Annotated in this window: 12 protein-coding genes; 10 read left to right on the top strand and 2 right to left on the bottom strand. The window is 51.0% G+C overall.

The annotated features are described in order from the left end of the window. Positions 1 to 300 precede the first annotated feature (300 nt). The 8 genes from dnaA (at position 301) to TREAZ_RS00040 (ending at position 9,970) form a co-directional block, all read left to right on the top strand. Positions 301 to 1,716 carry a chromosomal replication initiator protein DnaA gene (gene dnaA / locus TREAZ_RS00005; protein WP_015709716.1) on the top strand — a complete coding sequence of 472 codons (1,416 nt, stop codon included), beginning with the start codon at positions 301 to 303 and terminating at the stop codon, positions 1,714 to 1,716. A 241-nt stretch (positions 1,717 to 1,957) separates the two neighbouring features. Beyond that, positions 1,958 to 3,058, top strand: coding sequence for a DNA polymerase III subunit beta (gene dnaN, locus TREAZ_RS00010; protein WP_015709717.1), 1,101 nt, complete (start codon positions 1,958 to 1,960; stop codon positions 3,056 to 3,058). A gap of 25 nt (positions 3,059 to 3,083) precedes the next feature. Beyond that, entirely contained in the window at positions 3,084 to 4,196 is a 1,113-nt protein-coding gene (gene recF, locus TREAZ_RS00015) for a DNA replication/repair protein RecF (RefSeq protein ID WP_015709718.1), read from the top strand. Then, positions 4,193 to 4,675 carry a DciA family protein gene (locus TREAZ_RS00020; RefSeq protein ID WP_015709719.1) on the top strand — a complete coding sequence of 161 codons (483 nt, stop codon included), beginning with the start codon at positions 4,193 to 4,195 and terminating at the stop codon, positions 4,673 to 4,675. The genes recF and TREAZ_RS00020 overlap by 4 nt, the downstream gene beginning before the upstream one ends. Positions 4,676 to 4,719: 44 nt before the next feature. Next, on the top strand, positions 4,720 to 5,655 hold the full coding sequence (locus tag TREAZ_RS00025) for a radical SAM protein (protein ID WP_015709720.1): 936 nt from the start codon (positions 4,720 to 4,722) through the stop codon (positions 5,653 to 5,655). Between the two features lie 13 nt (positions 5,656 to 5,668). Next, positions 5,669 to 6,718, top strand: coding sequence for a DUF2804 domain-containing protein (locus TREAZ_RS00030; RefSeq protein WP_015709721.1), 1,050 nt, complete (start codon positions 5,669 to 5,671; stop codon positions 6,716 to 6,718). Between the two features lie 2 nt (positions 6,719 to 6,720). After that, the gene (locus TREAZ_RS00035; RefSeq protein WP_015709722.1) at positions 6,721 to 8,817 is read left to right on the top strand and encodes a hypothetical protein; all 2,097 of its coding nucleotides are present in this window, start codon (positions 6,721 to 6,723) and stop codon (positions 8,815 to 8,817) included. Positions 8,818 to 8,827: 10 nt separating this feature from the next. Next, positions 8,828 to 9,970, top strand: a complete 1,143-nt coding sequence (locus TREAZ_RS00040) for a DNA adenine methylase (RefSeq protein WP_015709723.1) — start codon at positions 8,828 to 8,830, stop codon at positions 9,968 to 9,970. Positions 9,971 to 9,982: 12 nt separating this feature from the next. Here TREAZ_RS00040 and TREAZ_RS00045 read toward each other — a convergent pair whose 3' ends face one another. Continuing rightward, complete coding sequence (locus TREAZ_RS00045; protein WP_015709724.1) at positions 9,983 to 10,666, bottom strand: PrsW family glutamic-type intramembrane protease; 684 nt, start codon at positions 10,664 to 10,666, stop codon at positions 9,983 to 9,985. A 41-nt stretch (positions 10,667 to 10,707) separates the two neighbouring features. On the opposite strand from TREAZ_RS00045, the gene TREAZ_RS00050 reads away from it, so the two are divergent. Further along, entirely contained in the window at positions 10,708 to 11,271 is a 564-nt protein-coding gene (locus TREAZ_RS00050) for a shikimate kinase (protein ID WP_015709725.1), read from the top strand. Here the strand turns inward: TREAZ_RS00050 and TREAZ_RS00055 are convergent. Continuing rightward, positions 11,231 to 13,984 carry a tetratricopeptide repeat protein gene (locus tag TREAZ_RS00055; protein ID WP_015709726.1) on the bottom strand — a complete coding sequence of 918 codons (2,754 nt, stop codon included), beginning with the start codon at positions 13,982 to 13,984 and terminating at the stop codon, positions 11,231 to 11,233. The genes TREAZ_RS00050 and TREAZ_RS00055 overlap by 41 nt on opposite strands. A 61-nt stretch (positions 13,985 to 14,045) precedes the next feature. Here TREAZ_RS00055 and TREAZ_RS00060 point away from each other — a divergent pair, with 61 nt between their 5' ends. Further along, positions 14,046 to 15,293: an ABC transporter substrate-binding protein gene (locus tag TREAZ_RS00060; protein WP_015709727.1), complete on the top strand. Its 1,248-nt coding sequence runs from the start codon at positions 14,046 to 14,048 to the stop codon at positions 15,291 to 15,293. Positions 15,294 to 15,316 lie beyond the last annotated feature (23 nt).

The raw sequence follows: 15,316 nt of genomic DNA on the forward strand, positions 1-15,316 counted from the left end.
TCAGCTATTTAGGCTGGCGGCTGCCTGGACGGCAATGTGGACAGCTTGTGGAAAACTTCCGGCTATTTGCCTGTCTGAACAGGCAAAAAAGAAGGGGTTACACGCGTAACCCTAAAGGGGCAGAAAATGCTGGCTAATTCATTATAATATAATGAATTAGATGCCTATTGCCGTTCGGGCGTTGAGAGGAAAAGCCTAAAAAGGACGTTTCCCTGCGAATTTGTGTCTAGGAAGTCCACATTGGATTGTGGATAATGTGTTAATAGTGCTGGTTATAATGGAGATTCAAGGAATTAGCTCATGGCTGAATATGATTATAAACCCTTCTGGGACGAAACAATAAACCAGCTGCACCAGAAACTGGGGGAAGAAGAATTCACCATCTACCTGGGCAATCTGAAGTACCTGGGGGCATCGGAATCTGAAATTTCTGTCTCGGTGCCTTCGTTTTTTTTCAGGGAAATGTTCCGCTCCCGCTATCATAACCAGCTTGAAGAGAAATTAAGCGAGCTGACCGGCAAAAAATTGGCCCTTTCCCTGGAAGTGCCGCAAGAAACTGGCGAAAAAGATACCCAGAAGAAAGCCGCAGAGCCTGTTCCTGAGCCTCAGCCGCCAAACTCATCTCCAATAACGCCTTCCCAGCCCATTGCCTCGGCAAAACCGGATAAAAAGCCCCATCCCCAGCTGCAGGAAGACTATACTTTCGAGACTTTTGTGGTCTCCGAGGACAATTCCTTTGCCTTTAACGCTGCTTCGGCTGTGGCCAGAAACCCAGGAATAGCAAAGAACTACAACCCCCTGCTTATTTACGGCGGCGTGGGGCTGGGGAAGACCCATTTGATGCAGGCCATAGGCCATTTCATCCATAACAACACCAGCTTGAAGATACTCTACATCAGGGGCGAAACCTTTATGCAGGACTTCGTCGATATGACCTTCCAGAAAAATATGCCGGACTTTAAGAAGAAGTACCGGAATGTGGATATTCTCCTTATTGACGACATCCATACCATAGAAAAAGGCGCAGGTACCCAGGAGGAGCTTTTCTATACCTTCGAAGAGCTCTACAAAAACAAAAAGCAGATGGTTTTTACCTGCGACAGGCCGGTTACCGAGCTGAAAGGCATGGCCCCAAGGCTTCAGTCCCGTTTCCAGTGGGGTCTCCACATCGATTTAAAGCCTCCAAATTACGAAACCCGCTATGCCATCCTCAAAAAGAAGATGGAAAACAGGAATGTGCTGGTTCCCGATGAAGTCATAGATCTGATAAGCAAGAATATTTCGTCCAATGTGCGTGATCTGGAAGGGGCCCTCAACAAACTGACTGCCTATGCGGAGCTTTTAGGCAAGCCCATCACCCTGGATATAGCCCGGAAAGAGCTGAAGGACCTCATCGATTCTTCCAAGCCCGGCAATCTTTCTGTGGAAAACATCCAGCGGGTAGTGGCGGATCATTTCCATCTTTCGCCCAATGACCTTAAGGGCAAAAAGCGGAGCCATACCATAGTCAGGGCCCGCCACATCGCCATGTACCTTATCCGAAACCTGACTGAGTACTCTTTTACCGATATAGGCGAGGACTTTGGCGGAAGGGATCATTCCACAGTTCTGGTGTCTTGCGATAAGATCGAGATCGAATGCCGCACGGATTCCAACCTCTATTCTACCATCGAAAACCTCAAAAGGACGATCAAGGAATATGGCGCAAAAAGCTGAAAACGTGTTAGTATGTGTTGGTATATAGTTTAGAATAGTGCATAAATAAGGCAGTTTTGAGAGGGCATGTTAGGAATGAGGGAAGCTGTGCATAAGCGGCATGGTTTTCCATGGGGTTTCAGGAAGGCTAATTCTTTGGCTTATATGGAATTGCCTCGTCTTTCCACCTATTAAGGCCCCCTATTACTACTATTACTATTTATATATATAATACTAATAGGAATTCAAGGAGTGTTACCATATGAAGTTTGCCTGTGACCGCAGTGTGCTGCTTAAAGAAATCTCGATTGCCAATGAAATCATTGCCTCTAAAAATGCCATCTCTATACTCTCGAATATCTATATCGAAGCCCTGGACGACTCCCTGGTGATCAAGGCCACGGACATGAAGGTCAATTTTGAGACCAAAGTGCCTGTGGATGTCAAGGAAAACGGTGCTGTTACGGTTTATGGAGATAAATTTTTCGGGATTCTCAATTCAATCCCTGATGGAGAGGTTGAATTCGACCAGGCGGAATCCAAAGTCACTATAAAAGCAGCGGTTAAAAAAGCCCGCTGGCAGCTTAAGAGCATAGCTTCCGATAAATTTCCCGAATTTACCGCCGCCGGTCAGAATTTTTTTGAAATGCCTATCAAAGAATTCAAAGAAATGATACAGGAAACTGTTTTTGCCATATCCGATGACGAGACCCGATACTTTATGAACGGCGTTTTCTTTGAAAAAACCGAGGACAAGTTTATCATGGTAGCGACGGATGGGCGCCGCCTTGCCTTTATCTCCAAAGATGCGGGGGCAGGGGTTAAGGATTTTTCCGGGATCATCATTCCGCCCAAAATCCTCAATACTGTGATGAAGCGCGCAGGCGACGAGGGCATGATTTCCCTTTCAGTGACCGACAAGATCATCTTTGTCCAGTTTGGATCGTACAAGCTTTCTTCTGTATTGATCGAAGGGCAGTTCCCCAACTACAAGAGGGTTATCCCCGAGAGCCAGGACTTTTCCTTTACCGTGGACCGGATTGAAATGCTGGACGCCCTGAAGCGTGTATCCCTCCTGGTGGAGCAAAAATCCCACCGGGTGTATCTCGGCGTGGCTGCCGGCACTGTGTCGGTCTATTGCGAGGAGAATGAAATAGGGAACGCCAGGGAAGAGATCCCCTGCAAGTACGAGGGGGAAGAAGTTTCCATTGCCCTCAACTACCGTTACATCGAAGAGCCCTTCAAGGTCATGGACAGCAAAGAAATCAGCGTGCACTTTACAGACCCCAAAAAGGCCATCACCATAAGGCCGGTGCCCGAGAAGGACTTCTTCCATATCGTCATGCCCATGCAGCTGGACTAAGTTCGGTTCCGGCATGGTTGGGTAGATGGCTTTTCTATCCCTGAGGGCAGTTTCATTTCGCAACCTTAAAGACGCCGAGATCGACACCAGGGGGAAGGACATCTTCCTCGTGGGGGAGAATGGCCAGGGCAAAACCAATTTCCTCGAAGCCCTCTATTTTTGCTCTTACGGCTCTTCCTTCCGGGGAGTGAGGGACAGCGAGCTTGTCCGTACCGGGGACAAGGATTTTTCTGTTTCCGTCAAGTTGGACAATCCCCTTTATGCGAGCGCAACGGTCATCTGCAGGGAGGGGAAAAAATCCATCGCCCTGGACGGGGTAAAAGTCGAAGACCGGAAGGATCTTTTGGGCGCTGCCCCCTGCATAGTCTTTTGCCACGAGGATATGGATTTTATTTCCGGCACACCGGAAAACCGGCGCTGGTTTTTTGATCAGACCCAGAGCCTTTCCGACCTTGCGTACCTTGACGATCTCCGTCTGTACCGCAAGGTGCTGAAAACGCGGAATGCCCTGCTGCGGGATTGCAAGCTTGGCCTTGCTTCCGGGCAAAAGTCCGAAACCGTTGCCCTGCTGGACGCCCTTGATCCCCAGCTTGCCAAATACGGCTTGCTCCTCATGGAAAAGCGCCGCGATGCTGCTGACGCCTTTTCGCGCATATTCGAGCCTTTGTATCGTGAAATTTCGGGGATAGAAGGCATAAATATACGCTATATGCCTTCATGGAAGGATCAGGGCTTTGAGGGCGTATTGGCCAGGCTGGCTGAAAAACGGGAAGCTGATTTTTCATTCGGGGTTTCCCTTTCCGGGCCTCACCGTGACAGGTATGTGTTTACCCGGAATGGCCATGAGTTTTCCGGCAAAGCCTCCACCGGGCAGAGGCGGCTTTTGGCGCTTTTGCTCAGGGTAGCCCAGGCAAGGGGCTTTTCTGAAAAAACCGGCAAAAACCCGGTGCTCCTTTTGGACGATGTGCTCCTGGAGCTGGACGGCGAAAAACGGCGCAAATTCCTGGAAATCATGCCGGGCTATGATCAGGCTTTTTATACCTTCCTGCCCGGCGAGCCTTATGAACTGTATCGGAAAGAGGGGACAGTGGTGTATCATGTCAAGGAAGGCACTTTATCTATGGAGGAGAGGACATGAGGAAGGCCGGAGAAGTACTGGCAGCCCTTTTGAACGAGCGTTTTGATCCGGCTTTTCTCCAGAGGGCTGAATCCACAGTGGGGCTTTTTTCTTCCTGGGCAGCAGCAGCAGCGGAGGCGGATGTTTCCTCGGCCGCAGCCCATTCCCGTATCAAAGAGCTTGAGAAGGGCCTGCTCCTTGTGGAAGCTGAACACCCCGGCTGGGTGCAGATACTTCAGACCAAGCAGGTTCAATTGTTGAAGGCAGTCCAGCGCCGTTATCCCGGACTTGGGATACAGGGCATCTCTTTTTGCCTGAGCAGGGAGCAGATTTTCACCCCTGAGCCGCAGATACCCGGACAGGAAGAGGAAGAAGAGGAAGCAGCAGCTACGGTACAGGAAGAGGCTGTCGGGGAAATCGGGGCCGCAGATGATGCCGACTATATCGAGGCCAGGAAACGGCTTGAAGCAAGCATCAAGAAGCGGAATCACCTGAAATGACAATTCAAGACACCCATCAATAGCCGCAAAGGACATAACATTATATGGATATAACATCATATCGTTATTGCCATTTATGCCCCCGTTCCTGCGGCGCGGATCGGACAGCAGGCAAGGCGGGTTATTGCGGTGAAACAGCGGAATTGCGCATAGCCTCGGCTTCCCTGCACCGGGGGGAAGAACCGCCCATAACCGGCACGGGCGGTTCGGGGACTATTTTTGTCAGCGGCTGCAACCTGGGTTGCGTATTCTGCCAGAATTTCCAAATTTCGCGGCAAGCCATGGGAAAGCCTGTTTCGGAAAGCGAATTTGCGGGAATTTGCCTGGTTTTGCAGGAAAAAGGCGCGGGGAACATCAATATTGTTACCGGAAGCCATGCCGCGCCTGCTCTTGCGGCGGGGATAGACCTTGCCAGGGAGAAAGGGCTTGGTATCCCGGTATTATGGAATTCCTCAGGCTATGATGGCGTTGAATCCCTCGCCATCCTGAAAGACAGGATTGATGTGTACCTTCCGGATCTAAAAACCCTGGACAGCGGCATAGCAAAGCGTTTCTTCAATGCCCCGGACTACGCTGAACATGCCGCGGCGGCTATCAAAAAAATGATGGAATACCGGGAGCTCAAGTATGACGGGGAAAGGCTTGTATCCGGCGTAATGGTGCGCCATTTGGCCTTGCCGGGCTGTCTGGAAGCTACCCGCGAAGTGCTGGGCTGGTTTGCAGAGCATTGCAAAGGCCGCGCCCTCCTTTCCCTTATGACCCAGTATACGCCGGTCGGCTCGGGTAAAAATATCCCCGACCGGTATGTGTCCGAAACCGAGTATGAAACAATGCTGGGCTGGCTTGAGGAATTCGGCATCGAGGACGGTTTTTGCCAGGAACTTGCAGCCGGGTCTGAATGGCTGCCTGATTTTAATAAATCCAATCCCTTTTCGTCAGAATTGTCTTCGCCAGTATGGCATTGGCAGGATAAATTCTGATATACTTAAAAGGATGTATACCAGGGAAATTCAGCCCCCCCGGTCTTCTCCCATTGAAGAGGGCTTGCCCCTTCAGGGAACCTGGACACGGGCTTTTGATGAAGTAGACCTGCTCGATATACGGCAGCCCTATGGAGTGCCCCTCTTAAAGGGGCTGAAGGACGGCCGCATTAAAGAGTGGGAGTCATTCTTCATCCAGGATGGGCGTTTTCACCTTTCCGCCATGCTGTGCAACCTTAAAACCTATCGTACCGCCACGGTGATCATGTACGACAGGGAGGACAAGAAGCTGCTCCGGTTCAGGAAGATAATTCCCGGCGGGGGTTGGCATCTGCCCAAGGAGCTTAAGAACGGGGCTGTGGACAGCCGTTCCTGGGGCTTTTTCTTTCGCATCCATAGCTGGCTGGAAGCAGAGACCATACGGCTGGATCTGGACGTGGAGCCCAAATGGAAGCGGCCTTCTTTTACAGCCCATGCCGAGTACAGCGTGGAAACGGACAAGACAACGCCGATGGCAGTAAGCCTGTTGTTTGCGGAGCGCAGGAGCATGTATGCTTATAAGGTGGCGGCGCCTGTGCGGGGGGATATGGTCTTTGGGGGCAAGCATATTTCCTTTGATCCTGAACTCACCACGGGGATTTTTTGCGATTTTAAAGGCTATTATCCCTACAGGATGCGATCCCAATGGTGCACCGGCACTGGTTTCGATTCCAAGGGCCGCCGTTTCGGTTTCAGTATTGCCGAAAATCAAGCAAGGGAATCCTTCAGGAACAATGAAAATGCCCTTTGGGTGGATGGGAAGCTGACCCCCTTGCCTCCGGTGAAGATTACCCAGCCCCGGGGCATAGAATCGGAATGGATCATACAGGATATGGAGGGCATGGTGGATCTGGTTTTTACCCCTCAGGAGCAGGTCAGGTGCAACGTGAATTTCATCATATCCCGATCCGATTATGAAACCCCCCTGGGCATTTATAACGGTGTGATAGTCAATTCGGAGGGCGAAGAGATAACGCTGAAGAATGTCTGCGGCATAGGGGAGAAACTCTATCTTAGGGTATAGGTATGGCAAAAAAAGATAAGGCAGTATATGCCCCCGGCGAGCTTGACCGGGTACGGAGCAAATTAGGGGATCTCGATCAGCAAGAAGCCAAGCGCCTGGCGGAAAAACTCGGCGGAGAGGTGGGCTTTGAACGCACTGAAGATCAGGAAAAGGCCCGCCAAAAGCCCAAGCGCACCCGCCACGAGCGGGTAGATGTAAAAATCGGGAACCAGCCAAGCTCCGGGAGCAGGACCCCCAGGCACCGGGTAGAGCTCGCGACCGATGCCGATTATGATGAATCCAAGCGCAAGCCCCCGCGCCGCAAAGAGGCGGACCCTTCGGACGATCCTTCAGTCCCCATAAAGACCTCTTATTGGGACAGGATCAAGCTTGATAAATACGCAGGCCAGCCTGAATTTGACATTAAATCTTCGGGCCAGATCCTCTTTTCCATGCTCTCCTTTTTTGGGGAGATACCCGATTATGTCGGCCCTTCTTTTATTACCCGCAGAATGCCGGAATACTACAAGAAGATAGAGACCCTGGTGGTTTCTACCCGTTCCCTGTTCCCCCGCAACAACGCCCGCCGCAGCGAGCGCATGAAAAAAACCGCTCCCCTGGTTTTTTCGATTCTTGATACTATCCGCTACTGGAACATAGAGAGGATATCCAGCGATCTTGCCCGCCTCCAGGCCCATCCCCGGAATGTGAAGGTAAGCGATTTTGCGGATATATTGAGATCCGTGTATAAGCCCCTCTTTGTCCTGGATCAGCTTGATCTGGACTCCCATATACGGGCGGCCTATAAAATTCTCTATAAAGCCCTGTATATCGAAAACCCCATGGAGGCCCAGAACAAGTACCAGGATCTTATCCGCGTTGCCCTGGCCTCCTTTACCGATGTAAAGCGGGACGTACGCTTCCTTCTGTACCCCTTGCTGCTCAAAACCGTTTCGTCCAAATGGGTAGCCTATGAGCGCCTTTTTATTGAACGGAAAAACCGCATCATGGCCTTCCTCAATGTTGCCGAGGAGGATCAGATTAATCCTGCCCAGATAGTTGCTTCTGAAGCAAAACCCGGCGAGGAGGAAGCCCCGGCGGATGAGGTCGAAGAAGTTGCCGAAGGCGAAGAAGAAGTCAAGGAACTCACAGAAGAAGAAAAAACGCAGCGAGCGGCAGCGGAAACCGAAAAGAAAGCCGTTGACCGGGGCCTTCAAACCCTTGAAGCCTTTTTCCCCAAAGCAGGCTGGGACAGGCTCTCCTCCTATCCTGATCTGTATCCTTACTTTGTGGATATTTTCGATCTTAAAAAAGGCATAGTGAACATTGCGCCCACCGATCCCCTGCAGCAGATATTCATACTCATGCGCATACTGGAAGAGCTTTTCTTCGGGCTGCGCTATGTGTCTTTCGGCGCTGTCCCCGGCTCAGGGGGAAACCCGGAGCGGGTCGATGAGATTTTGACGGACATCATCAATAACTGGCATTATTACATTGAATTCAGCTTTGAGAAAGAATACCTTCCCCGTATGACTGAATATATACGCATATTGGAAGGTTCCGCCGAGGAGAGGAGTTCGTCCTATTCCAAGAAAATCCTCACGGATCTCCATTGGACAAAGCGGCTTTACTTTCTGCCTTATTATAAATTTGAATCCATCTCGCCCCCTCCCTTCCAGAAAAAGGATATAAACCCCATATACCCCGAGATAAAACGGCTCCGCCGTTACCTTACGGCAGTCGCAGCGGGCATTGAGCAGGGACTGCGCGCAGGAGGGGCGGAAAAACACGCCCCCTGCGACGGCATTGATAATCCCTGGGAACCTTATGTTTTCCAGGTGCCCAATCCCCTTTCTATCAGAATGGAAGCCCTCCTTTCGCCAAAAAACAAGAACAACGCCTCCCTGGTGTTCTTTACCCTCGCGGTTTCCGCGGTCCTCGACCACCTGGTAAACAGCGAAGACAGCTGGGCATACAGTCCCCGTCCGGGGCCTCTTTTCCGCAGCATAGGCGGCGAAGGCCTCATGCCCCTTACCGGCGTGGACACCAAAATCGACGCTGATGCCATTTTTAAGGCGGCAGTGCGGCAGAGGCAGAAGCAAAATCCGCCCCAGGCGTAGCAGCTGAACCATGAGCGAACAATCGTTATTGATAGACACCGAACTGGACAAGGGGCTATGCGAAAATGAGGATTTTTTAACACAGCAGTTGATAACCTATATAGGGAACAAGCGTTCATTGCTGGAATTTATCGGGAGGGGAGTCAGAAAAGCACAAAGCCGGTTAAATAAGCAAAAACTTTCCATGTTTGATGTTTTTAGCGGTTCCGGCATAGTTGCCAGGTACTTTAAACAGTATTCCAGCTTGCTGATTGCCAACGATCTTGAAAAATATTCTACCCTGATTAATCAATGCTATCTGTCAAATAAAGATGATATAAATAGTGTTCACTTAAGGCAATATTACCATGAACTTATTGATCATTTGAATCATTCTCAATTGAATAAAGGCATTATCTCGGATTTATATGCGCCTATTGATGAGCAAAATATCCAAGCCGGTGACAGGGTTTTTTATACTGCGCGAAATGCCAAGTATATTGATACTGCAAGGCAATATATAGGATCAATGCCTGAGGTTTATCAAAAATATTTTCTGGCTCCTTTATTGTCGGAAGCCTCTATACACGCAAATACATCGGGGGTATTCAAAGGGTTCTATAAAAATAAAGAAACCGGTATTGGCCAGTTTGGCGGAAAAAATCAGGATGCGCTGTTCCGCATTACCGGGGATATTAATTTGCCTTTTCCGCTATTCAGCAGGTACAATTCGGATGTGCTGGTTTACAATGGCGATTCGAATCAAATCATTGAAGAAGCGCCTGAAGTGGACATTGCGTATTTGGATCCGCCCTACAAACAGCATCCTTACGGCTCAAATTATTTTATGCTCAATTTAATCCTGGATTATAAATATCCTGAAAATACAAGCAAAATTTCCGGGATTCCCGAGAATTGGAATAGATCGTCCTATAATAAAGGCAATTATGCTCTGTTTTCATTGACAGATCTTGTTACAAATATCAAGGCAAAATACGTCCTTATATCATTTAATTCTGACGGCTTTATTCCGCTTGATGAAATGAAAAATATGCTGGAAAAACTAGGCAAAGTCGATGTATTGGAAACCCAGTACAATACGTTTAGGGGAAGCAGAAATTTGAATAACCGGGATATCCATGTAAAAGAATATCTGTATGTATTGGAGAAATAACACCGCCCAGGTTTAGCTTGATTTCCTCTCATTCCGAAGCGACAAAACCGAAGAACCCAGGGCAGAGAGGGCGATAATAACCGATAAAAATGAAGGAATACCGGGATATATGATGAAAAAATCATACATCCCATGCAGCAGAACCGCCGTGACAAACAAAACCGCCGAATGGAGGGGCCGGCTGCGGGCAATGCCTACGGAAGCCCCCACCCTGGCCCCGCATGCGCCATGAAGGGGGGCCGCGGTAAAGGCGCGGAGCAGGGCAATGCCGGGGGAAGCGGCAGTGTAGAGGGCGCTTTCGACCACGGCGAAACCCAGCCCGGCTGCCAGCCCCATAGCGGAGGCTGCAAAATTATCCTCGGCCCCCGGCCCGTCTTCCTTTGCCTTTCCGATTTTCCTGCCATAAACCCCAATCAGCGGCCTTAAGGTCAGGATGCGGCTCAGCTCCTCGATCAGGGCTATGCGCACAAAAATACCGTAAAGGACGGGGCCTGGGCTGCCGGCGGATGTTCCCGGCCGGGGAGAGGGGAAGAGGCTCTGGACAAGGACGGCCGCCAGGACGGATAAAAGGCCGGCTGCTATGGAACTTAAAAACCAGCGGCTGCCCAGCTTGAGGGAACGGAACCAAATCCATGCAGGAATGAGGGGCAGGGCGGAGATGAGGATCAATAAAAATAAAAGCCATATTCCGTTCATGTATCTGGATCAATACTAATGATTTTATTATCGTTAAGTCCATGGGAAAAACACAGAAGCGGATACTCCTTATCACCGGGCCCAAGCATGCGGGGAAGACCGAGGCGGGGAAGGCTCTGGCACAGCTTTTGGGCGGGGACTTTGCGGATCTTGACGGCATCGTGCAAAGGGAGACGGGGAAAACGCCCAGGGTTCTTTTTAAGGAAGGGCCCGAAGTTTTCAAAAAGGCCGAGGCTGCCGCTTTGAAGGCGGTACTGGAGCACACAGGGGAAAATCTCTCTATAATCGCGGCCGGAGGCGGCCTTATCGACAATGAGGAAGCGGCAGCATTGCTGCGAAAGAGCGACAGCATTGCTGCTATTTATCTTGATGTCCCTGCAGAAACAGCGTGGCAGCGAATTCTCCACACGGCAAATGGAGGGGAGCTGCCGCCTTTCCTCAATACCGCAAATCCCAGACAAACCCATCTGGAACTTCATGAACGCAGGGCGGCGGCATACAAAGCCATTGCAAGCATTATTATCGATGGAGAAAATAAAAGCCCTCTCCAAATAGCCGAAGAAATTAAAGGGGTTTTTTGCGCGGCCGGCCACGGCCCCGCTTAACGGGCTCTTTCCCGGATAAAAGCGCGGCCTCGGGCAGCAGGGTCTTAATCATTTCCAAAGGGATAGGATCTTTCTTGGGGCGGCCCCGTTTTGCGGGTTTAGCGCCCTTGGTCATGCCCTCGGCTTTGGCCCAATCGTAAACAATTTTTTTCAATCCTTCGTTTATAAGCTTTAGGGCCTTGCCGCATTCGGGGCAGACAAAGCGGCCGGAGGGATCGAGGTTTTTTTTGGCGCAGCCTATGCAATACGCTTTTCCGCATTCAGGACAGGAGCCTGCGGGGAGATCATCGGGGGGCATGGCAAAGAGGCGTATGGAAGGGACAGAGGGGGGCTCCTTCAGGATCTTCCAGCTTCTTTCGCAGGCTGCGCAGGGGACTTTATTATAGACGGCTTCGTCAAGGCGGGTGCGGAGTTCTTCCCGGCGTTCTGAAAGGCCTGGGGATAAATTGAGGCTGTCCAGGCTTATGAGGCTGGCCCTGGCGTCTTCGATTTTGCCGGTGGTGATGAAAATCCAGCCCAGGGAAAGCAAAGACTGCGCATGATGGGGGTCCATTTTCAGGGCCGCCCGGCAGGCTGCCTCGGCGCGGGCAAATTCGCCTTTTTTGGAGGCTACATAGCTTATAAGTTCAAGAACCGCAGTGCTTGGGCGCGCCTCGTGAACCCGGCCCAGGATAGTGTCGGCCTCGCCGTATTGGCCCATCTCTATAAGGCACGATGCGCGGTTGGAAAGAAACTCCGGGTTTTCGGGGGCAATGGAGAGGGCTTTGCGGTAACGTTCATCGGCTTCCTCATAACGGGCTTCGCGTACCAGCAGATTGCCTGCGCAATTAGCCATAGCGCCGTCAGGATCATCCGCGAATTCAAGGAGTTTCAGGGCTTTGTCCAGGGAGCCCTGCAATGCAAAAAGCACAGCGCGGTTCACTTTGATGGCGTTGACATCGCCCAGCGCTTTTGCCGCGTTTTCAAGATAGCCTGAGGCATTTTCAAGATCCCCCCGCTGCAGGCAGAGCTGGGCTGCAAAATTGTTGATCCAGCCGTCGCCGGGGTCAAGGGCAATGGCAGCGGCAAGTTCGGAACGGAGCTGGGGATCTTCAGGATCGTCATTCAATAAAAACCGGTTTTCAGCAAGTTTAAAATGGAAAAGAGCATAGTCTTTTTCGAGGGAAACGGCTTCTTCGAGAAGGGGCAGGGCTTCGGTACGCTTTCCTTCCCTTATAAAGAGCAGGGCCCGGAGATAAATAACCGCAGCGTCTTTTGGGGTCCTGGGGCGTTTCTTTTTTCGCAGTTCTTCTGCTTGTTCAAATTCTTTTTCCGCCATTTTCCAGTCTTCGATGCCGAAAGCCCATTTGCCCACAAGACCATGAGCCTCCCAGTTGTCTTCGCCCAGCGAAAGAAGCTTGGGGACAAGGGCGCCTAAATCGTCGTAATTATCCGAAGCAAGAAAGGCGCGGCCCGCAGCAATACTGCGATCCAGGGCTTCCTTTTTGCGCTCCAGAATTTCATACACATTTGCCGCGTTTTTTGCAAAGATGCCGTTGGATTTATCAAGCTCAAAAGCCTTGTCATAGGCAGCGGCTGCAGCCTTGTACTCTTTGAGATTCCAGAGGGCATGGCCCTGAAGATTCCTGAGCATAGAATCGGCGGATAAAACTTTTGCAGCTTCGGCGCAGTAATCCTTGAGTTCCTTGAAACGCTCGCCCCCATAGAGGATCTTCGCCATCTCGGTAATCGCCTCTTTGCCTTCGGCACTGTCGACATTGGCCTCAAAGCAGGCTGAGATGTACTGTTCAGCATCGGCGGAAAGCCCAAGCTGCTGGGCCAAGCGGCCTGCGAGGAGCAGCTCCTTCTGTTTCTTTTTATAGCCCGGAGTTTCCCAGGCTTTCCTGATTTGGACGAGGGCGGCCTTGTGCTGATCCATAGCGGTGAACGTTTCGGCCAGCCGGAAACGGCTCTGGGGGCTGGCTTCGGCAGGGGCTGTCCATTTTTCGTAGAGAGCCGCTGCTTCGGCAAGATGGGAGTCCACCGTAAGGGATTCGAGGAACACTTCGGCACTGTAAGGGCTTTCTGCGCCCTGGGGTATGGGGACAAGGAGAAGGGCCGAATCCCGGGGTTCCTCGTATGAGGCGGCGGTAAAACAGAGAGTCCCTTCCATAATAGTGGAATCGCTTAAATCGGCAGCCCATTGGCCCCGGATAAGAATGACAATATGGCTGCCATAGGCAATAATCGTAAAGTCCACTGCGTGGTCCGATGCAATTTCCTGGGAAGCCTGGTCAGGCAGCTCCGTCCAGCCTATGAGGGGCAGGGGCATGCCGTTCCGCAGCACATCCAGCCTGAAATAGCCCTTGGTCGAAATCAGGAAAGAATAGTAGGTGTGCTCCCCCACCATGCGGAACATAATACCCCCGGCAGCGTAGCCCCCTCTGGCATCCAGGCGTATCCGGGCGTTAATCACCTGATCCCCGTAACGGCAGGCAGGCGCTTCCACCCAGGCAATGCAGCCTGTTTTTTTGAGGCCCAGGGCAAGGCAATGGCGTGCGCCGAACTTTTGGAGATTGGCATTATAAGAGGATTCTGATTTAATATCAAAACGGACACGCTTGGGTTTGCTGAAATCCGCAGCCCATGTTTCTTCGGCAATCTCGTTCGGGTCAGCCTTGGGCTTGAGAATGATATTGCGGATAGACAGCAACTTTCTAAAAAACCGGGGCATACTATTGTGTATCCTAAATTCACTAAAAAGTCGAGGTCTTTTATTGAAGATAATTTCCAGGTTGACTGCAGGGTATAAAAATCTTGAAACCCGCCTAAAGCCCCATGTTGATATAGTGCTCCTTGCCCTGGCTGTCATAGTCCTGGTTTTTGCCCTGTTCCGTTTCGGGGGGAAAAAGGCCATTGCCGATGCGGCCGCATCCACCCTGGTTTTTACCCAATGGTGGCAGAATGAACTCGAACCCGACACCCTCGAAAACCTCGTCAGGGAATTTGAGGCCCTTCATCCTGAAATCAGAATCACCCTCAACAACATGCCCTATGAGGAAACCAGAAAACTTTTTCTGGATTATAAACCGGATAGTGATGCTGGCAATAGCGCCAAGCCAGGCGGCATACTTGCAGTGAACCCCCTCTGGATTCCTGAACTTGAAAAAAACAATTTGCTCCATAAAAGGGATGTTCCCGAAACCCCGCTGCTCACTTATTTTTATCCTCTTTTTTACAACATCGATATTTTGCGGGAAGCGGGATTTTCGAGGCCACCCAAGAACCGCAGCGAGTTTTTTGCCTATGCAAAAGCTGTTACCAATGCCGAAGCCCAGCGTTATGGCCTTGCCCTCAGCCTGAGCCCTGACGATTCCCGAAGCATCTATACAAATGTGTACCCCTGGGTTTGGGCAGCAGACGCAACCCTGCTGGACAAAGGCAGACCGGCCCTCGCCCAGAAAGCAACCGTAGAAACGCTGGAATTTTTTGCAGACTTGGACCGCGAAGGTCTTCTCTACCCTAACCCCTTTTCCATGGGGGAAAATGAAAAGCTCAATGCCTTTATCAAGGGGCGCGCGGCATTCATGCTCGGCAGGGTGCAGGATATAGAAATCCTTAAACGCGAATTAGGCGCTTCACATTTCAGCCTTACTTCCATTCCCTCCTCCGACTCATACACAGGCAAGCCTGTCTTTGGCGCGTCCGGATGGGCCCTGGCCCCTTCCCAAACAGGAACCCATCAGGAAGAGGCCAAAGAATTCATTTCGTTTTTATACGAAAAGAAATCAGTCCTCGCAGAAAACGCCCATGCTGTCCCCGGCGCAGGCAGCAACCCGCCCGCTGCCCTCGATGCCTTTTATGCAAAAGCCTGGGACATTTTTATTGCAGGGGATCTGGTACAGGAATTCAACAATGTAGAAAAGGAAGCGGATTTGGAAGAAGCCTTCCGCAGCGGGCTTGCCAGGCTTTTTGAAGACAGCCGTACCTCTGCCGAAATAGCGGCGGAGATTCAGGAAAAATGGGAAAAGATACTGAATTGAAGCTGTCGATCAACCAGGCATGG

It is taken from the genome of Leadbettera azotonutricia ZAS-9 (assembly GCF_000214355.1).
GTDB lineage: Bacteria > Spirochaetota > Spirochaetia > Treponematales > Breznakiellaceae > Leadbettera > Leadbettera azotonutricia.